At 66.5% G+C, this 17,478-nt stretch carries 18 protein-coding genes; 10 read left to right on the top strand and 8 right to left on the bottom strand.

Features of this window, described 5'->3' with window-relative positions; genetic code table 11:
* Nucleotides 1–161 precede the first annotated feature (161 nt).
* The 3 genes from AC4D6D_RS08505 to rnhB form a co-directional block, all read right to left on the bottom strand.
* Complete coding sequence (locus AC4D6D_RS08505; RefSeq protein ID WP_491324938.1) at nt 162–1,295, bottom strand: site-specific DNA-methyltransferase; 1,134 nt, start codon at nt 1,293–1,295, stop codon at nt 162–164.
* A 327-nt stretch (nt 1,296–1,622) separates the two neighbouring features.
* Nucleotides 1,623–2,537 (bottom strand): oxidoreductase, encoded by a 915-nt coding sequence (locus AC4D6D_RS08500; protein ID WP_147219688.1) that lies wholly within the window; start codon nt 2,535–2,537, stop codon nt 1,623–1,625.
* Nucleotides 2,534–3,166 carry a ribonuclease HII gene (gene rnhB, locus AC4D6D_RS08495; protein ID WP_491324937.1) on the bottom strand — a complete coding sequence of 211 codons (633 nt, stop codon included), beginning with the start codon at nt 3,164–3,166 and terminating at the stop codon, nt 2,534–2,536. Before rnhB ends, AC4D6D_RS08500 begins: the two co-directional genes overlap by 4 nt.
* Here rnhB and AC4D6D_RS08490 point away from each other — a divergent pair.
* From AC4D6D_RS08490 to AC4D6D_RS08460, 7 genes are all read left to right on the top strand, one after another.
* A complete protein-coding gene (locus AC4D6D_RS08490) occupies nt 3,165–4,346 on the top strand; it encodes a PQQ-dependent sugar dehydrogenase (protein ID WP_491324936.1) in 1,182 nt (393 codons plus the stop codon). The genes rnhB and AC4D6D_RS08490 overlap by 2 nt on opposite strands.
* Nucleotides 4,347–4,410: 64 nt before the next feature.
* A complete protein-coding gene (locus tag AC4D6D_RS08485) occupies nt 4,411–4,929 on the top strand; it encodes a GNAT family N-acetyltransferase (RefSeq protein ID WP_491324935.1) in 519 nt (172 codons plus the stop codon).
* A gap of 48 nt (nt 4,930–4,977) precedes the next feature.
* Entirely contained in the window at nt 4,978–5,526 is a 549-nt protein-coding gene (locus tag AC4D6D_RS08480) for a DUF1285 domain-containing protein (RefSeq protein ID WP_491324934.1), read from the top strand.
* Nucleotides 5,523–6,116, top strand: a complete 594-nt coding sequence (locus tag AC4D6D_RS08475) for a CoA pyrophosphatase (protein WP_147219693.1) — start codon at nt 5,523–5,525, stop codon at nt 6,114–6,116. Before AC4D6D_RS08480 ends, AC4D6D_RS08475 begins: the two co-directional genes overlap by 4 nt.
* Nucleotides 6,109–7,281, top strand: a complete 1,173-nt coding sequence (locus AC4D6D_RS08470) for a CCA tRNA nucleotidyltransferase (protein ID WP_491324933.1) — start codon at nt 6,109–6,111, stop codon at nt 7,279–7,281. The genes AC4D6D_RS08475 and AC4D6D_RS08470 overlap by 8 nt, the downstream gene beginning before the upstream one ends.
* Nucleotides 7,278–7,919: a retropepsin-like aspartic protease family protein gene (locus AC4D6D_RS08465; protein WP_491324932.1), complete on the top strand. Its 642-nt coding sequence runs from the start codon at nt 7,278–7,280 to the stop codon at nt 7,917–7,919. Before AC4D6D_RS08470 ends, AC4D6D_RS08465 begins: the two co-directional genes overlap by 4 nt.
* Before the next feature lie 43 nt (nt 7,920–7,962).
* Nucleotides 7,963–8,619, top strand: a complete 657-nt coding sequence (locus AC4D6D_RS08460) for a TIGR02281 family clan AA aspartic protease (RefSeq protein ID WP_147219696.1) — start codon at nt 7,963–7,965, stop codon at nt 8,617–8,619.
* Between the two features lie 43 nt (nt 8,620–8,662).
* On the opposite strand, the gene parC is transcribed toward AC4D6D_RS08460, so the two are convergent.
* Nucleotides 8,663–10,969: a DNA topoisomerase IV subunit A gene (parC, locus tag AC4D6D_RS08455; RefSeq protein ID WP_491324931.1), complete on the bottom strand. Its 2,307-nt coding sequence runs from the start codon at nt 10,967–10,969 to the stop codon at nt 8,663–8,665.
* 116 nt (nt 10,970–11,085) lie between these two features.
* Here parC and AC4D6D_RS08450 point away from each other — a divergent pair, with 116 nt between their 5' ends.
* Nucleotides 11,086–11,973: a DUF4349 domain-containing protein gene (locus AC4D6D_RS08450; RefSeq protein ID WP_491324930.1), complete on the top strand. Its 888-nt coding sequence runs from the start codon at nt 11,086–11,088 to the stop codon at nt 11,971–11,973.
* Nucleotides 11,974–12,013: 40 nt separating this feature from the next.
* Here AC4D6D_RS08450 and AC4D6D_RS08445 read toward each other — a convergent pair whose 3' ends face one another.
* The 3 genes from AC4D6D_RS08445 to AC4D6D_RS08435 are packed head-to-tail and all read right to left on the bottom strand — an operon-like array spanning nt 12,014 to nt 14,479.
* Nucleotides 12,014–12,346 carry a 2Fe-2S iron-sulfur cluster-binding protein gene (locus AC4D6D_RS08445; RefSeq protein ID WP_147219699.1) on the bottom strand — a complete coding sequence of 111 codons (333 nt, stop codon included), beginning with the start codon at nt 12,344–12,346 and terminating at the stop codon, nt 12,014–12,016.
* A gap of 1 nt (nt 12,347) precedes the next feature.
* The gene (locus tag AC4D6D_RS08440; protein WP_491324929.1) at nt 12,348–13,427 is read right to left on the bottom strand and encodes a cysteine desulfurase family protein; all 1,080 of its coding nucleotides are present in this window, start codon (nt 13,425–13,427) and stop codon (nt 12,348–12,350) included.
* Nucleotides 13,424–14,479 carry a cysteine desulfurase family protein gene (locus AC4D6D_RS08435; protein WP_491324928.1) on the bottom strand — a complete coding sequence of 352 codons (1,056 nt, stop codon included), beginning with the start codon at nt 14,477–14,479 and terminating at the stop codon, nt 13,424–13,426. Before AC4D6D_RS08435 ends, AC4D6D_RS08440 begins: the two co-directional genes overlap by 4 nt.
* Nucleotides 14,480–14,609: 130 nt before the next feature.
* Between AC4D6D_RS08435 and AC4D6D_RS08430 the strand changes: the two genes are divergently transcribed.
* Nucleotides 14,610–15,266 (top strand): alpha/beta hydrolase, encoded by a 657-nt coding sequence (locus AC4D6D_RS08430; protein ID WP_147219702.1) that lies wholly within the window; start codon nt 14,610–14,612, stop codon nt 15,264–15,266.
* Nucleotides 15,267–15,303: 37 nt separating this feature from the next.
* On the opposite strand, the gene AC4D6D_RS08425 is transcribed toward AC4D6D_RS08430, so the two are convergent.
* Entirely contained in the window at nt 15,304–15,516 is a 213-nt protein-coding gene (locus tag AC4D6D_RS08425; protein WP_491324927.1) for a hypothetical protein, read from the bottom strand.
* A gap of 79 nt (nt 15,517–15,595) precedes the next feature.
* Here AC4D6D_RS08425 and AC4D6D_RS08420 point away from each other — a divergent pair, with 79 nt between their 5' ends.
* On the top strand, nt 15,596–17,446 hold the full coding sequence (locus AC4D6D_RS08420; protein ID WP_491324926.1) for a DUF885 domain-containing protein: 1,851 nt from the start codon (nt 15,596–15,598) through the stop codon (nt 17,444–17,446).
* Nucleotides 17,447–17,478: the final 32 nt, after the last annotated feature.

Here is a 17,478-nt window from a genome sequence, read left to right as displayed (position 1 = left end):
GCGCGCCTCGCAAACCGGCACACCTCTCAAACTCAGCCCTGTGTTCAACCCTCGGATATCCGCGAAGAGGCGAAACCAACGAAGAAACCCCAGAGCGACAAAAGCCGCTCCGGGGTTTCTTCGTTACGCTCACGATGGCCCGAGAAGGCTACGCCCCTACCTCACGGCTCCGTGGCAAGGATATAGAGCTGGCGGATCGCGTCGATCGGCTTGATCTTGCCTTCGTGCTCCAGGTGCCAGAAGGTCCAGCCGTTGCACGAGGGCGCGTCCTGCAATTCCTTGCCGAGGCCGTGGATCGAACCGTTGGCATTGCCGCAGGCGAGCGAACCGTCGGCGCGGACGACGGCCTCGAAGCGGCCCTTCTTGTCCGTCAGCTTCGTACCGGGCTTGATCCAGCCGGTCTCGATCAGGGTGCCGAAGGCGACCTTGGGGGCACTGCGCTTCGACTGCATGGTCTTGAGCGCGCGCTCGTCAAGCGGCAGGGCCATCTCGATGCGTTCCAGCGCGGCTTCGCGGTAGTCGCCCTCACGCTCGCAGCCGATCCACTCGCGGCCGAGGCGCTTGGCGACGGCGCCGGTGGTGCCGGTGCCGAAGAACGGGTCGAGCACGACGTCGCCCGCATTGGTGGTGGCCAGCATCACACGGTAGAGCAGCGCTTCCGGCTTCTGCGTCGGGTGGACCTTGCGGCCGCCCTTCTTCAGGCGCTCCGAACCGTTGCAGATCGGCAGGACCCAGTCCGAACGCATCTGCAGTTCGTCGTTGAGCGTCTTCATGGCGCGGTAGTTGAAGGTGTACTTCGACTTCTCGCCCATCGAGGCCCAGATCAGGGTCTCATGCGCATTGGTGAAACGGGTCCCCTTGAAGTTCGGCATCGGGTTGGCCTTGCGCCAGATGATGTCGTTGAGGATCCAGAACCCCATGTCCTGCATGATCGCGCCGAGACGGAAGACATTGTGGTAAGAACCGATCACCCACAGCGAACCCTCGGGCTTGAGCACGCGGCGCGCTTCGGTCAGCCAGTCGCGGGTGAACTGGTCGTAGGCGGCGAAGCTGGAAAACTTGTCCCAGTCGTTGGTGACGGCATCGACGTGGCTGCCGTCCGGACGGGCGAGGTCGCCGCCAAGCTGGAGGTTGTAGGGCGGATCGGCGAAGACCATGTCGACGCTGGCATCGGGGATCGAGCGCATCGCTTCGATGCAGTCGCCCGGAATGATCTGGCCAAGCGGCAGAAGTTCCTTCGGCGTAGGCGCCGGCGCGGCTGCGCGGATCTTCTGCTTGACGAGTATCTGGCCCATGTTTGCTCCGGGAAATTGAACTGTGGATTGACGCCCTAGTGAGTCTTTCCGGACTCAGCGTCAACCCGCGACTCGTGGGATTCCCTAGTGATTCAAGTGTTCAGCAAACGGAACAAAACGAATCCGGCACAAGATGTCGAGTCAGTATCGACTCGGGAGACTCAAGATATGGGGGTTGTGACTCCCGGGACTCACCGCAAAAAATTTCCCGATGGTCGGCATTTCAGAGCCTTGTCGGGAGCCCCTGAAACGCCAAGTCTGGACCGACTGAATCTTCTCTGCCAAACGTTACCGCGGAAAGATTCAAACCGGTATTCGCAGCACGCTTCAGAGCCCTGCAAGGCCGCAATCGATACCCGTCATCTGCACGCTGAATTCCCAGAGCCTGCGCGCCGCCGCCGTATCGCGGGCCGCAGCATTGCGTCGGGCAATGCCGGAAGGACCGGACATGCCGAAGAAGCGCTGCGGGCCGTAGTACTCGCCGGGCTGCGCACCTGCGTTGGTAGCCGCCTGGAGCGTCGGCCAGGCACCGTCCTCGGCGCTGTTGAGCACCACGCCGGCCAGGGGGAAGAGCAGCCGGAACCCCAGCGAATGACGGCCGAGTTCGGTCGCGGCGATGCCGGGATGGCAGGCCAAGGCGCGCACCGGCGAACCGGCGGCGCGCAGGCGGCGATCCAGTTCCAGCAGGTGGAGCAGGTTGGCCAGCTTGCTGTCGCCGTAGCGTTGGCGCGCCCGGTAGCTGCGCCGCGCATCGAGATCGTCCCAATCGATCCGTCCGCGCATATGCGCAAGGCTGGCGGTGATGACGACGCGCGCACCCGGCGTCTCGGCCAGTTTGGGCAGGAGCAGCCCGGTCAACGCGAAAGGCGCGAGGTGGTTCACACCGAACTGCAACTCATGCCCCTGCACCGTGCGTTCGAGCGGCGGCACCATGACGCCCGCATTGTTCACCAGCACGTCGAGACGCGGCTCGTCCCGCGCGACTTGCTCGGCACATTCGCGGACGCTGAACAGATCGGCCTGGTCGAGGGGCACGAAGGCGAGATTGGCGCCGGGCACCTCCATGCGGATGTGCTCCATCGCAAGCCGCGCCTTGTCCTCGCTACGGCAGGCCATGAGCACGCGCGCACCGCGCGCCGCCAGCACGCGGGTCGTCTCGTAGCCGATCCCGGTATTGGCACCGGTGACGAGAAAGCACTTCCCCGCCTGCCCGGCGACCGAGGCCGCGGTGAAGCCCGTCAAAGCGCCATCTCCAGCTGCGCGACCGGTGCAAAACTACGGCGATGGTGCGGGGTGGGTCCATGCAGGCGCAGCGCCGCCAGATGTTGCGCGGTGCCGTAACCGGCATTGCGCTCCCACCCATAGTGCGGATGGGCCTCGGCCAGTTCGCGCATCAGGCGGTCGCGGTGTTCCTTGGCGATGATCGAGGCGGCGGAGATGCAAGGCTCGATCGCGTCGCCGCCGACGATGGCACGCGCCTGCCAGCGCCACTCGGCGGTGCGGTTCATCGGCGTCATGTTGCCGTCGATCAGGACCTCGTGCGGGTCATGTCCAAGCTGGTCGCAGAGTGCGGCGACGGCGCGGGTCATCGCCAGCATCGTCGCGCCGAAGATGTTGATGCGGTCGATCTCCTCCACATCCACCACGCCCACGGCCCAGCGGCAGCGGCGCTTGATCGCGGCTTCCAGTTCGGCACGGCGCTTGCCCGAAAGCTTCTTGGAATCGTCCAGCCCGGACGGCCGGGGCTTGCACAGCACCACCGCGCCCGCCACAACCGGACCGGCCAGAGGCCCTCGCCCCGCCTCATCGACACCGATGACGAGGCGGTTCGTGAGAGGGAAGCCAGATTCATTCAGGGGTGCGACCGACATGACGAAGCCGATTATCTCCAGATCGTTCCTTGCGGCGGTATCGCCCGTCGCCCTCGTGCTGGCAAGCTGCGGCGCCGCAGCCACCGGGGACAAGGCCTCCGCCGCATCCTCAGACGAAACGCCGTTCAAGGTGGAACAGGTCGCCAGCTTCGACGAGCCCTGGGCCATGGCGATCGACAAGACGACCGGCGCGATGATCGTCACCGAGAAGAAGGGCACGATCAAGCTGCGCCTTGCAGACGGCACTCCAGGCACCGTCTCGGGCGCGCCCAAGGTCGATTACGGCGGCCAGGGCGGCCTTGGCGACGTGATCTTCTCGCCGGACCAGAGCGGTGCCACGCTCGACGGCCGGGTAATCTACCTGAGCTGGGCCGAAGCGGGTCAGGGTGACACGCGCGGCGCGGCGGTCGGCAAGGGCACCCTCTCCTGCCCGCAGCCGACGACCTGTGCGATCCAGGGCCTCTCGGTGATCTGGCGACAGGTGCCCAAAGTCACCGGACAGGGCCACTATTCGCACCGCCTCGCCTTCTCGCCTGATGGCAAGTACCTCTACGTCAGTTCCGGCGAGCGGCAGAAGTTCACGCCCGCGCAGGACCTCGGCACCAATCTCGGCAAGATCGTGCGCCTCCTGCCCGACGGCATGCCCGCACCCGGCAACCCCTGGGCCGACAAGCCTGCACCGACCAGCCAGATATGGTCCTACGGCCACCGCAACGTGCTCGGTCTTGCCTTCGATGCGCAGGGGCGGCTCTGGGACCTCGAACACGGCCCGGCGGGCGGTGACGAGTTGAACCTCGTGAAGCCAGGGCAGAACTACGGCTGGCCGCTGGTCTCGGACGGCGACCACTACGACGGCAAGCCGATCCCCCGGAATTCCACGCGCCCCGACCTCGCCGCCCCGGCGATCAGCTGGAATCCGGTGATCGCGCCGGGCGACTTCATCTTCTACTCGGGCGCCCTGTTCCCGCAGTGGAAAGGCCAGGTGCTGATCGCCTCCTTCACCGTGCCCGGCGTGGTCCGCGTCCGGATCGACGGCGAGAAGGCGGTGGAGGAAGCCCGCTACCCGCTCGAAAACCGCATCCGCGAGATCGAGCAAGGCGCCGACGGCACGATCTGGCTCCTGGAAGACGGTCCGGCAGACGCTTCGGGACACCTGCTGAAACTGACGCCGAAGTCCTGATCGGTCATTGACGGAATCCGAATTGAATCGACAAATGCGCGCGCCACACCTAGTGGCGCGCGCCATGTCCGAAGCTGCCACCCTCATTCCGCTCGACAATGTCGATCCCGTTCTCGTCGAGGCTCTGCTCGACAGCGCGTTCGAACCCGAGCGACACAAGCGCACCGCCTACAAAGTGCGCGAGGGCGTGGACTGGCTGCCCGGTCTCAGCTTCGCCGCGCTCGATGCCGACGAGATGCTGGTCGGCACGATCCAGTGCTGGCCGGTCGCCCTCAACGATCCGGAAGGCCGCGCCCATCCGATGATCATGGTCGGCCCGGTCGCGGTGATGCCCGGTCATCAAGGCCAGGGCTATGGTCAGGCGCTGATGTCGGCGACGATGGCGGGAATCGACTCGCGCGCGCCGTTGCCGCAGGTCATGGTCGGCGATCCCGAGTATTACGGCCGCTTCTGGGGCTATAGCAACGAGTGGACGCAGGGCTGGAACCTCCCCGGCCCGTTCGAGCGGCACCGCCTGCTCGTCCGCTGCGAGAACCCCGCCGTGCTCCCGCGCAAAGGCATGCTAGGTCCCTGGCTGCGCTGATCGGTTGTTGCCCTTGGCGCACAGCGCCCTATCTGGCATCGGGAAACCATGCCTTATGAACCGCCGCCCGATCTGAACGCTCTCTCGCTTGCCCAGGTGGCCGAGCTGGTCGCGGCCCGCAGGCTGCCGCCCGTCTCCAAATGGTCGCCGCAGCATGTCGGCGACAGCGAGATGACGATACGAGCCGACGGTCGATGGTTCCATCAGGGCGGCGAGATTCGCCGCCCTGCGATGGTCCGCGCTTTCGCTTCGCTGCTGCTGCGGGACGAGGACGGCCAGCACTGGCTCGTCACCCCGGTCGAAAAGCTCTCGATCGCGGTCGAGGACGCTCCGTTCATTGCCGTCGACGTGCGGCAGGACGGCGATACGCTGGTGCTCCGGCTCAACACCGACGAATTCGTCATCGCCGGGCCGGACCACCCGATCCGCAGCGAGGGCGATCCGGAAACGCCCGCGATCTATCTCGGCGTCCGTAACGGCACCGAGGCCCGCCTCAACCGCAGCACTTACGGCCAGCTCGTCGAGATCGCACTCGCGGGCGGGGACGACCTCACGGTCTCCAGCCAGGGCGCGCGCTTCGGGCTGATCCCGGTATGAGCACCCTGTTCGAGGATGTCTCCCGCCGCTTTGCCGCTGGGCAGCAGGACGCGCCCGGCGAACTCTGGATTGACCCGCGCATCCACCGGATCGAGACTTTCAAGCCCGCCGCCGTGCTCATCACCCTGACCGAGCGTCCGCGTCCCGGCATGCTCCTGCTGCACCGCCCCTCGACGATGCGCGCCCATCCCGGCCAGATCGCCTTCCCCGGCGGCCGCCTCGACCCTGGCGAGACCGCCGTCGAAGGCGCCTTGCGGGAAGCCCATGAGGAACTCGGCATCCGTCCCCGCGACGTGCAGGTAATCGGCACAGGCGACCTCTACCGCACCGGCAGCGGCTACGAGATTACCCCGGTGATCGGCGTGATCCCGCCCGATCTGCCGATCGTCCCGAACCCCGCCGAAGTGGCGCAGTGGTTCGAGGCCCCGGTCGAATTCGTGCTCGACCCGGCCAACCAGAAGACGAAATGGATCGAGGCCGAAGGCGCGCGCCATGCCTTCGTCGAGATCAACTGGCACGACCACCGCATCTGGGGCGTCACCGGCGCCATCCTTCACAACCTTGCCCGCAGGCTGAACTGGAATGACTGAGAAACTGACCGCCGACTGGATGGCCCGCGACGACCTTGCCGCGCTGGTCGCCGCGCTCGGCCATGACAAGGCCCGCTACGTCGGCGGTGCGGTGCGCGACACCCTGCTCGGCCAGCCGGTCAAGGACATCGACATGGCGACCTCGCTACTGCCCGAGGAAGTCATGCAGCGCCTCTGGGCCGCACAGATCCGCCACGTTCCCACCGGCATCGAGCACGGCACGGTCACGGCGGTACTGCCCGGCGGGCCGGTCGAGATTACCACCTTGCGCCATGACGTCTCCACCGACGGCCGCCGCGCCACCGTCGCCTTCGCCACCGAGTGGCGCGAGGATGCGGCGCGGCGCGACTTCACGATCAACGCGCTCTACGCCGATCCGGTCACGGGCGAGATCTTCGACTGGTTCGGCGGCCTCGCCGACCTCGCCGCCCGGAATGTACGCTTCATCGGCGACGCCCGGCAGCGCATCCGCGAGGATCACTTGCGCATCCTGCGCTACTTCCGTTTCCAGGCCCGCTTCGGCACGGTCCCTGCCGACGCGGAGGCCGAAAGCGCCTGCGCGGAACTCGCCCCCACGCTCAAGGGCCTGTCGCGCGAGCGGGTCGGCATGGAGATGATGAACCTGCTCGGCCTGCCCGATCCGGCGCCGACGGTCGCCCGCATGGCCGAACTCGGCGTGCTGGCAGTGATCCTGCCCGAGGCCGCCCCGGAAGCACTCGCCGCCCTCGTCGCGGCGGAACAGGCGCAGGGAATCGCACCAGATGCGATCCGCCGCCTCTCCGCGCTGCTACCCGCGCAAGTACCGCTGGCCGAACAGGTCGCCTCGCGTTTCCGTCTTTCGGGCGCGCAGAAGAAGCGCCTGGCTGCCGCCGCGGCCCGCACCGACGAGGCCGGAGAACCCCGTGCCCTCGCTTACCGCCTCGGCACCGAGAGCGCGCTGGACCGCGTGCTGATCGCCGGAGCCGATGCCTCGCCCCTCTCCGATTGGCAGGCCCCGACCTTCCCGCTCAAGGGCGGACAGATCGTCGCGCGCGGGGTCGGCGCCGGACCGGAAGTCGCCCGCCTGCTGCGCCGGGTCGAGGACCGCTGGGTCGCCGAAGGCTTCCCGGATGAAGCCCGCGTCTCCGCGCTCCTCGACGCCGAGCTGGCCGGCCAGAACTCATGAACCTCGGCGAACTGGGCAGCCTTCTCTACGAAAAGCCGCTGCTCGCGCTGACCATCCTGGCCATTCTCGTCGCCGTGGCGGCGGGAATGCTGGCCCAGCGCCGTCCACGCCTTGGCCAGACCCTGCGGAACCTGTCGAACCTCGGCCTCGTCGCCGCGCTGCTGCTGACGGTGACGCAGATCGCGCTCCACAATACCCGCTCGGAAGCCGCGCTCTGGCTGGACGAGACGCGGCCGCCTTCGATCGAGGGCAGCGAGACAGTGATCCCTTTACGCGCCGACGGGCACTATTGGGTGCAGGCCAGCCTCAATGGCGAGGCGGTAGACTTCCTCGTCGATACCGGCGCGACGTATACCGGTGTGTCGAAGTCGGTCGCGGCCCGCGCCGGTCTCCAGCCCGATCCGAACGATCAGGGCGTCATGCTGGATACCGCGAACGGCACTATCGTCGCGCGGATGGCCACGGCGAGCACGCTCGATTTCGGCTCGATCGAGGCCCGCGGCCTGCCGGTAGCGATCGGCCCGGACAGCGAAGTCGAAACCAACGTCATCGGCATGAACCTGCTCTCGCAACTGGCGAGCTGGCGGGTCGAGAACAACCGCCTGATCCTCGTACCGCGCGCCGCACCGAAACCGTGATCCGGTCAGCATTCCGACAGGGTGTTCCTGTTATGGGCCGCTGATGGACTTTCCCGAACTCCTGTCTTTCCTGGCGAGCCAACCGCTGCTGACGCTCGCACTGGCAGCGATCTTCGTCACCGTGCTGGGCGGCTTGCTGCGTGGCCCCTTGCCGCTGTTCGGCGGCTTCATTCGGGGCCTCGGCAATCTCGGCCTCGTCGCCGCGCTGCTGCTGACGGTGGCGCAGGCGACGCGCCTCACCAGCGGCACTGACTTTGCCCTGCCCGGACTTGAACTCCCGGAACTTGGCCTCTCGCGCCAGAGCGTCAGCGGCGGCGAGACCCGCGTGCCGATGAAGCCGGACGGCCATTTCTGGGTCCACGCCACGATCAACGGCGTCGAGGGCGATTTCCTCGTCGACACCGGCGCGACGCTGACCGCGATCTCGCCCCGCCTTGCCAATGCCGCCGAAGTCCGCGCCCAGCCGCTGCGCCAGAACATCGCCATGCGCACCGCCAACGGCACCGTCGCGGCAGAACTCGGCACGGTGGACGAATTGCGCTTCGGTAGCGTCGTCGCCCGTCAGCTCGACGTGGTGGTGGCGCCGGGACTGGAAGACCAGAACGTCATCGGCATGAACCTGCTGTCGAGGCTGGCGAGCTGGCGGGTCGAAGGCCGGACGCTGATCCTCGTTCCGCATCATCCGCAACCGGCAACGTGAACCTCTAGACGATCAAGTCCGGGACGGCGGGTAACGCTTCGCGTTACCCTTGAAACTTGTTATCCCGCGGGAACCCGACCGGCGGCAGACGGCCTGCCGCGCCGCGCGCGACCTTCCACATGACCATGTCCTTCTCGGTCCGCGTGCGACCGGTATCGCCGCCCATGGTCCACGAGAGGCCGTCCTCCAGCTTGAGCGTGATGATGTCCGACAGCCCGCCGTCACGGTAGCGCTGGAGCGTGACGCCCTGCCCCTTGGCCATGACCGGCAGTTCCTCAAGGCTGAAGATCACCAGCTTGCGGTTGTCGCCGACGACCGCGACGTGATCGTGCTCAGCGGGAATCTCGCGCACGAAAGCAAGCTGCACACCCGGCTTGGTGGACATGACCGCGCGGCCCTTGCGGGTTTCCGCCAGCAGTTCGTCCGCTTCGGCCGCGAAGCCGCGCCCCACGTTCGAGGCGAGCAGCAGTTGCGCCTTGGGCCGGTAGGGCAGCGCCGCGACGATATGCGCCTCGGCATCGATATCGACCATGGTGCGGATCGGCTCGCCGAAACCGCGCGCGCCCGGCAGCTTGTCGGCACCGAGCGTGTAGAAACGCCCGTTGTCCGCTGCGATCAGGATCTTGTCGGTGGTCTGCGCATGGAACGCGAAGGCCGGGCCGTCGCCTTCCTTGAACTTGAAGTCGCCGTCGAGAGCGACATGTCCCTTTGCCGCACGAATCCAGCCGCGTGCCGAGAGGATCACCGTCACCGGCTCCTTCTCGATCATCGCGTCCATCGAGAATTCGACCGTCGGCGTCGCCTGCGCGATCGTGGTGCGGCGGCGGCCGAGTTCGGTGTCCTCGGCATAGTCCTTGCGCAGATTGGTGAGATCGCGCTTGAGGCGGGTGCGCTGGCGGGCCGGGCTTTCGAGCAGCTTGTTGAGCTCCTCCTGCTCCTTCAGCAGTTCCTCGTGCTCCTTGCGAAGCTCCATTTCCTCCAGCTTGCGCAAGCTGCGCAGGCGCATGTTGAGGATGGCTTCGGCCTGGCGGTCGGTCAGTCCGAACTCGGCCATCATCACCGGCTTGGGCTCATCCTCGGTGCGGATGATCTCGATGATCCGGTCGAGGTTGAGGTAGGCGATGATGTAGCCCGCGACCAGTTCCAGCCGCGAGGCGATCTTCTCCAGCCGGTGCCGGGTACGGCGCAGCAGGATGTCGATCTGGCTGTAGACCCATTCGGACAGCAGCAGCTTCAGCCCCAGAACCCCCGGCGTGCGGTGTGAATCCAGCACGTTGAGGTTGAGCGAGAAACGGCTTTCCAGATCGGTGAGCTTGTAGAGGCTCTCCTTGAGCATCTCGGGATCGACGTTGCGGCTCTTGGGTACGAAGACGATGCGGATCTGCTCGTCGCTTTCGTCGCGGATGTCTTCGAGGATAGGCAGCTTGCGGTCTGCAATAAGCGCGGCGACCTGCTCGATCAGCTTGCCCTTGGCCAGCATGTAGGGAATCTCGGAAATGACGAGCTGCCACTGGCCGCTGCCCAGCTTCTCGACGCCGGTTTCTTCCCAAAGACCTGCCGCATCCCCCGTTTCAATTCGGCCGGTAGAGAAGCGCCCGCGCACGCGGAAGGCGCCCTTGCCGGTGGCATAGGCATGGCTGATCGCCTCGGGACTGTCGACCACGAGACCGCCGGTCGCAAAGTCCGGGCCGTGGAAGACCTGCATGAGCTGGTCGTGCTCGGCATGGGGATTGTCGATCAGCATCATCGTCGCGTCGATGATCTCGGCGACGTTGTGGCTGGGGATCGAGGTGGCCATGCCCACGGCGATACCGGTGGAGCCGTTCGCCAGCAGGTTCGGGAAGATGCCGGGGAAGATTTCCGGCTCGCTCTCTTCGCCGTTGTAGGTGGGAACGAAATCGACGGTGCCTTCGTCCAGCCCCGCCATGAGGTGGATCGCGGTGCGCGTCAGGCGCGCTTCGGTATAGCGATAGGCCGCCGCATTATCGCCGTCGATATTGCCGAAGTTGCCCTGCCCCTGAACCAGCGGATAGCGCAGCGAGAAGTCCTGTGCGAGGCGCACCATCGCATCGTAGACCGAGGCGTCGCCATGCGGGTGGTACTTACCGATGACGTCGCCGACGACGCGGGCCGACTTCTTGTAGGCGCTGGCGGGATCCAGCTTGAGCTGCCGCATCGCCCAGAGCAGGCGGCGGTGCACCGGCTTCATCCCGTCGCGCAAGTCCGGCAGCGAGCGGGCCGTGATCGTGGACAGCGCATAGACGAGATAGCGCTCGGACAGCGCGGCATCGAAAGGCGCATCGACGATGGCGTCGAACGGATCTGAGTCTTCGTCGGTCGTGGTCACCATGGCCGGGACCCTAGCAGCGCGCCTCGCTGTGCCAAAGCCGCTTTTCAGCGTTTTCCATAGCTTGCCGCTCGGATAGCGTCAGCGCCCGAATCACTGTGCCATCCAAGGGGGAAACGATGCGCAAGACATTCATGGCCATCACCATTCTGGCGCTGGCTGGTTGCGGAAGCGAAAATCCGACCCAAGTCACGCTCGAAGGTGGCAGCGGCAAAACGACCGAAGTCGATATCAAGGAAGAAGCGCCCGCAGACGGTCAGGACGGCAAGGGCAATCCGATTGCCGTGAGCGCGGTCAATGCACCGAAGATCGCCTATATGTACGAATACGGCTATCGCCTGAGCGCCGCCGCCATTCCGGATGTGCAACGCAAGCAGGCCGATCTCTGCGAGAAGCAGGGGCCGCAAGTCTGCCAGATTCTCGACATGAAACAGAGCGGCGGCGAAGGCGACTACGCCTCGGGCTCGCTGTCGCTGGCCGTCGCAGCGCCTCGCGCCCGCGCCTTCGGGACCCAGCTCGGCCAGATCGCAGGCGCGGCGAAAGGCGAGGAAATCTCCAGTTCGATCTCGGGCGAGGACCTCTCGAAACAGATCGTCGATACCGAGGCACGCCTGCGCGCCCGCACCGTGCTGCGCGACCGGCTGATGGAAGTGCTCGCCAGCCGCAAGGGCACCGTCGCCGAACTGGTCGAGGCCGAACGCGGCGTCGCGCAGGTCAATCAGGAGATCGACGAGGCGAAAGGCTGGCTTGCGGAAATGCAGGGCCGCGTCGATTACAGCCGGATCAACCTCTCCTACGAAGCCGGAACGCCGTCGAGCGGCGGCTTCATCGGGCCGATCCGCAGCGCACTGGGCAATGTCGGAAGCGTGCTGGGCTTCATCATCGGCTTCCTGATCATGGTAGCCACCGTCCTCGTCCCGCTGGGGCTGGTCGGAATGGGTATTCATCAGGCGGTGAAACTCTATCGCCGCCGCAAGGAACAGCCGCCCCAGGGACCTGAGGCCTGAGCGGCACAGATCTCGTCCCGGCCGCAATCCGGGACGAGATTCAGCCGATCTGCATGTCCCGCGAAACGCCGGGGATGCGCACTTCCAGTCCATCGAGATCGTCGCTCAGCTCGATCTGGCAGGACAGGCGGCTGGTCCGCGCCACCCCGGCGGCGAGGTCGAGCATGTCCTCCTCGTCCATCGAGGCGGGTTCCAGCCGGTCGAACCAGTCGGGCGAGACGATCACATGGCAGGTCGAGCAGGCCATCTGGCCCTCGCACGTGCCTTCCAGCGGCATTCCGGCGCCCTGCGCCACGCGTAGAAGGACATCTCCCGTCTCGGCCTCTGCCACGACGAGTTTTCCTTCCGCGGTCAAAAACCTCACGTTCAGCAACTCAGACTCCCTGCACCGCCGCTGCGGCTTCTATGTGTTCGCAGGCATCCTTCAGCTCCCCGAGGTCACTATATCGCCCGAATCCCAGACGGATAGAGGCTTTGGCATCGGAATCGGCAAGTCCGATCGCCTTGAGCACATGACTCGGTCGTCCCGACCCGCTGGCGCAGGCGGAACCGGCGGAAAAGGCTATGTTCCTGAGATCCGACATGAGCCGCGCCACGTCGAGGCCCGGCAGCCGCAGATTGAGATTCCCGTGCCAGCGCTGCTCGGCCGAACCGTTGAGCGTCCAGCGCGACAGCACTTCCCGCGCGGCACGCCACAGCGCCTCGACGTGGGCGGAATCCTGCTCCATGCGCGACATCGCAAGCGAAGCGGCAGCGCCGAACCCGGCGCAAAGCGCAGGGCTGAGCGTTCCCGAACGCAGCCCCTGCTCCTGCCCGCCACCATGGATCATCGGCGTAAGTTCCAGCCCGTCGCGCACCCAAAGCGCACCGATGCCTTTCGGACCGTAGAGCTTGTGCGCCGAAACCGCGATCAGATCGGCTCCGGCAGGCGCCGCCAGCTTGCCTGCGCCCTGCACGGCATCGCAGAGAAACAGCGCGCCCGCCGCATGGGCACTTTCCGCAAGAGACTCGACCGGCTGGATCGTGCCGATCTCATTGTTGACCTGCATGACCGCAACGAGGCCGATTCTATCGGAAATCGGCTTGGCAGGATCGACCAACCCTTCGTCGTCCACCGGCAGAAGGGAGAGCGCCGGATCGATCGCCCGTGCAGTATCCAGAACTGCGGCATGTTCGATGGCGGAAACGGCAAGCCGCTTCCTGCCGCTGCCCGCCAGGGCGAGATTGATCGCTTCGGTCGCGCCGGAGGTGAAGATCACCCGCCCGCCGGGCGGCAGAAGCGCGGCGACCTGCTCGCGCGCGACTTCGACGATGGCGGCGGCCGCGCGGCCCGGACGATGCCGGCTATGCGGGTTAGCGAAACCCATGGCTTCCGGTCCACCCAGCCAGGGCAGCATCGCCTCGCGCGCTTCGGGGGCCAGCGGAGTCGTCGCCTGATAGTCGAGGTAGATCATGCGTTCACTTGCGCCCAGGCTTCGGCGAAGGCGTCCAAGTGCTCCGGCGTGGTATCCCAACCGATGCTGACCCGGACGGTGCGGCGGGCCAGGTCCTCGTCGATGCCGAAGCCCTTGAGCACCCGGCTCTGCTTGAGCGTACCGGAGGAACAGGCGCTCCCCGCCGAAATCGCAAATCCGGCGGCGTCCATGCGGATCAGCATCGCCGTCGCCGCCAGTCGCGGCGCAGCCACCGCAAAGATATGCGAGCATTGCACGCCCGGCTGGATCACCTCGCCATGCCGTGACAGCGCGTTCCTGAAGTCGTAGCGCTGCTCCGCCGTCGTCGCCCAGCTCTCGATGCCGCCCGCTTCCAGCGCCGCTGCAAAACCGAGCGCACCGGGCAGGTTTTCGGTTCCTGCGCGATAGCCGCGTTCCTGCCCGCCGCTCGGTTCCAGCATGGCCCAGTCCTTCACCAGCAGTGCGCCGATGCCGATCGGGCCGCCCAGCTTGTGCGCCGAGAGCACCACCATATCCGCCTCGGGAAGCGGCGACTTATCCGCCGATTGCGAACAGTCCGCCAGGACCAGCCCGCCCGCCGCGCGAACCTGCTCGATCAACGGGTTATGCGCATAGGGCAGCACGACCGTACCGGTTTCCGAATTGATCGACTGGGCTGCGACCACGGCCCGCCCGCCTTCTGCCAGCGCAGCGGCCAAGGCTTCGGGATCGACCTCTCCTTCCCGCACCGGCATTTCCTGCGCATCTGGTGCCGCGCGGAACACGGCATCGTGCTCCACGGCCGAGACCAGCCGCCGCTCCGCCTTGGCACGGCCGAGACCTATCGCCAGAGCCTCGCTGGCCCCGGAGGTAAAAATCACTTCACCCTGCCAGCCGAGCGCTTTCTTCACCCGCTCGCGCGCGTCTTCCAGCGCCGCGCGGGCGGCGCGGCCCTGCTTGTGCGGACTGGAGGGATTGGCCCAGAGCGTAGCCCCTTCCAGCCAAGCCTCGCGCGCCTGAGGCAGGAGCGGCGTGGTCGCCGCGTGGTCGAGATAGATCTGTGAGGCTGACATCGCTTGAAAAGTTGTTTTCGGAGCGAAGGTTTCTATATAGCGATCTTCCGTTTTTCCACTCCCGCGATGGCTGGCGAGCAAATCGCTGCCGTTCTTGCGGGAGTTTCAACAGGTCAGGTTCGCGAAACTCATGCCCGCAGTCATCTTCCCCGGCCCCGAAGGCCGCCTCGAAGGCCGCTTCCAGCCCGCTCCGCGCCCGCGCGCGCCCGTGGCGATGATCCTTCACCCGCATCCACAGGCCGGCGGGACGATGAACGACCGCATCACCCAGCATCTCTACAAGACCTTCGTGGCGCGCGGCTTCGCCACCCTGCGCTTCAACTTCCGCGGCGTCGGCCGCAGCCAGGGCAGCTTCGATAACGGCGTGGGCGAACTGTCCGACGCGGCAGCCGCGCTCGACTGGGTGCAGTCGATCCACCCCGAGGCCTCGACCACCTGGATCGCCGGCTACTCGTTCGGCGCGCTGATCGGCATGCAGCTGCTGATGCGCCGCCCCGAGATCCGCGGCTTCATCTCGGTGGCGCCGCCCGCCAACATGTACGACTTCTCGTTCCTCGCGCCCTGCCCGGCCTCGGGCATCCTGATCCAGGGCGCGGGCGATACGGTCGCTACCCCGGTCGCCACGCAGAAGCTCGTCGACAAGCTGCGCACGCAGAAGCACATCACCATCCACCACGACGAAATCCCGCGCGCGAACCATTTCTTCGAGAACGAGATGGACGACCTGATGCGCTCGGTGGACAATTACCTCGACATGCGCCTCGCGCCGGATTGCCCGATCAAGTAAGCGGGTAGCACTGTCGAACCGAAAAGGCGCGGGAGGACTACTCCGGCGCCTTTTTCGTATCCGCCGCCCTCACCAGCGACTCGCCTTCCGAGTTCGGCATCGTCCAGATCGCGACATTGGCGATGAGCACCGCCGCCAGGACCAGCATCAGACCCGCTTGCTTGCGACTGCCGCCCCGTCGCCAGAGCGCGATCGCCCCCAGTACGAGCGCGGCGATGGTCAGGGTCATGAGCGAGAGGGCAATATCCATGGCTTATCCCCTAACGCAGGCCCTCGCCCGGCGCGAGCGGGTTTGACAGGGACAGGCGGCGGCGCCAGATTTCGCCGCCATGAAGAACCCTGACATCACGGCCGCTTCCCTCTCGCGGCGCACCACCCTCCAGCTTCTCGCCGCCGGGACCGCAGGCATCGCCCTGCCCGGCTTGGCGCGCGCCGCTACGGCTTCGAACCAGCAGGACGCCGCCACCCTGCTCGATTCGATCGCATGGCGCCTGCTGGACCACAACCCCGAGAACGCGACCAGCCTCGGCATCGATATCGGTGCCCATGCCGCGCTGCGTGCCAAGTCGGAGGACCGCTCCTTCGCAGGCCGCGCCGCAGTCGCCAGAACCCTGCGCGAGGACCTCGCCCGCGTCGAGGCTTTCCCGGCCAGCGGCCTCGACCATGCGACGCAGACCAGCCTCGCCGTCGTGCGCAGCGCCTACAAGACCTCGCTCGACGGCTTCGCCCAGCCTTACGGCGACGTCGCCGTGGGCGGCTGGCGCAACACGCCTTACGTGGTGATCCAGAACGTCGGCGCCTATCTCGACACCCCCAAGTTCCTCGACGCCGACCATCCGGTGAAGACCGCCGAGGATGCCGAGGCCTATGTGTCGCGTCTCTCGCAGTTCGGCGGGCAGCTCGACGGTGAGCTGGAGCGCATCCGCAAGGCCACCGACCAGGGACTCGTCCCGCCGGACTTCCTGCTCGACCGCGCCATCGCCCAGATGACCAGCACGATCGAGGACGCGCGCAACAACGGCGGCGGTCTCGTCTCCTCGCTGACCGGCCGCACCAAGACGATTCCCGGCGATTGGGAAGGCCGCGCCAAGGGCATCGTTTCTGCCAAGGTCGTGCCCGCGCTGGAACGCCAGCTCGCCGAACTCAAGCGCCAGCGCGGCCTCGCCAAGGGCGATCCGGGCATGCGCGAGCGTCCTCACGGCGCCGAATTCTACGCCTGGGCCTTGCGCGCCAGCACCACCACCCCGGTGCCCGCCGAGGAAATCCACAAGCGCGGCCTTGAGGAACTGGCGGCGCTCCATGCCCGCATGGATCCGATCCTCAAGAAGCTCGGCTACACCACCGGCACCGTCGGCGAACGCATGACCGCGCTCGGCACCGACAAGCGCTTCATGTTCCCCGAAGGCGACCCCGGCCGCGCCGAGATCATGGCTTTCATCCGCCAGCGCGTCGACTGGATCCGCGCCCAGATGCCGCGCGCCTTCCGCGATCCGGTGAAGGGCAATGTCGAAGTCCGCCGCCTGCCGCTGGCCGAGGAACCCGGCGCGCCGACCGCTTACGGCGGCGCCGGTTCGATCGACGGTTCGGTCCCGGGCAAGATGTGGATTAACTTGCGCACCACCGACCTGCACCGCAAGTACGACCTGCCCACGCTGGTCCATCACGAGGCGATCCCCGGCCACGTCTGGCAGGGCGAATATGCCAACCGCCTGCCGCTGATCCGCTCGATCCTGGCGTTCAACGCCTATTCGGAAGGCTGGGCGCTCTACGGCGAGCAACTGGCCGACGAACTCGGCGCCTATGCCGAGGATCCGGTCGGCCAGCTCGGCTATCTCCAGTCGATCGCCTTCCGCGCCTGTCGCATGGTCGTCGATACCGGCCTCCATTCCAAGGGCTGGAGCCGCGAGCAGGCCGTGCGCTTCTTCATGGAGCAGAACGGCAACAAGCGCGAGGAAGTCGTCAACGAAGTGGACCGCTACTGCTCGTGGCCGGGCCAGGCCTGCGGCTACAAGATGGGTCACTCCGAGATCAACCGCCAGCGCAGCCGCGCTCAGGCCGCCCTCGGAGCGCGCTATGACTTGCGCGATTTCGATCAGGCCGTGGTCGACGGCGGCAACGTGCCGCTCGACGTGCTGGCGAAGAACATCGACAGCTACATCGCCACCGGCAAGGCCGGCTGATCGGAATGAAAAGCGCCGTGCCGGATCACGTT

The organism is Novosphingobium sp. BF6, assembly GCF_058273105.1.
This window is presented reverse-complemented; position numbering and strand designations above follow the sequence as displayed.

Excerpts from the sequence above, each read along its gene's own strand:
- AC4D6D_RS08505 (WP_491324938.1), bottom strand. The coding sequence starts at position 1,295 with ATGGGCCAGATACTCGTCAAGCAGAAGATCCGCGCAGCCGCGCCGGCG.
- AC4D6D_RS08490 (WP_491324936.1), top strand. The coding sequence starts at position 3,165 with ATGACGAAGCCGATTATCTCCAGATCGTTCCTTGCGGCGGTATCGCCC.
- rnhB (WP_491324937.1), bottom strand. The coding sequence starts at position 3,166 with ATGTCGGTCGCACCCCTGAATGAATCTGGCTTCCCTCTCACGAACCGC.
- AC4D6D_RS08485 (WP_491324935.1), top strand. The coding sequence starts at position 4,411 with ATGTCCGAAGCTGCCACCCTCATTCCGCTCGACAATGTCGATCCCGTT.
- AC4D6D_RS08480 (WP_491324934.1), top strand. The coding sequence starts at position 4,978 with ATGCCTTATGAACCGCCGCCCGATCTGAACGCTCTCTCGCTTGCCCAG.
- AC4D6D_RS08475 (WP_147219693.1), top strand. The coding sequence starts at position 5,523 with ATGAGCACCCTGTTCGAGGATGTCTCCCGCCGCTTTGCCGCTGGGCAG.
- AC4D6D_RS08470 (WP_491324933.1), top strand. The coding sequence starts at position 6,109 with ATGACTGAGAAACTGACCGCCGACTGGATGGCCCGCGACGACCTTGCC.
- AC4D6D_RS08465 (WP_491324932.1), top strand. The coding sequence starts at position 7,278 with ATGAACCTCGGCGAACTGGGCAGCCTTCTCTACGAAAAGCCGCTGCTC.
- AC4D6D_RS08460 (WP_147219696.1), top strand. The coding sequence starts at position 7,963 with ATGGACTTTCCCGAACTCCTGTCTTTCCTGGCGAGCCAACCGCTGCTG.
- parC (WP_491324931.1), bottom strand. The coding sequence starts at position 10,969 with ATGGTGACCACGACCGACGAAGACTCAGATCCGTTCGACGCCATCGTC.
- AC4D6D_RS08450 (WP_491324930.1), top strand. The coding sequence starts at position 11,086 with ATGCGCAAGACATTCATGGCCATCACCATTCTGGCGCTGGCTGGTTGC.
- AC4D6D_RS08440 (WP_491324929.1), bottom strand. The coding sequence starts at position 13,427 with ATGATCTACCTCGACTATCAGGCGACGACTCCGCTGGCCCCCGAAGCG.
- AC4D6D_RS08435 (WP_491324928.1), bottom strand. The coding sequence starts at position 14,479 with ATGTCAGCCTCACAGATCTATCTCGACCACGCGGCGACCACGCCGCTC.
- AC4D6D_RS08430 (WP_147219702.1), top strand. The coding sequence starts at position 14,610 with ATGCCCGCAGTCATCTTCCCCGGCCCCGAAGGCCGCCTCGAAGGCCGC.
- AC4D6D_RS08425 (WP_491324927.1), bottom strand. The coding sequence starts at position 15,516 with ATGGATATTGCCCTCTCGCTCATGACCCTGACCATCGCCGCGCTCGTA.
- AC4D6D_RS08420 (WP_491324926.1), top strand. The coding sequence starts at position 15,596 with ATGAAGAACCCTGACATCACGGCCGCTTCCCTCTCGCGGCGCACCACC.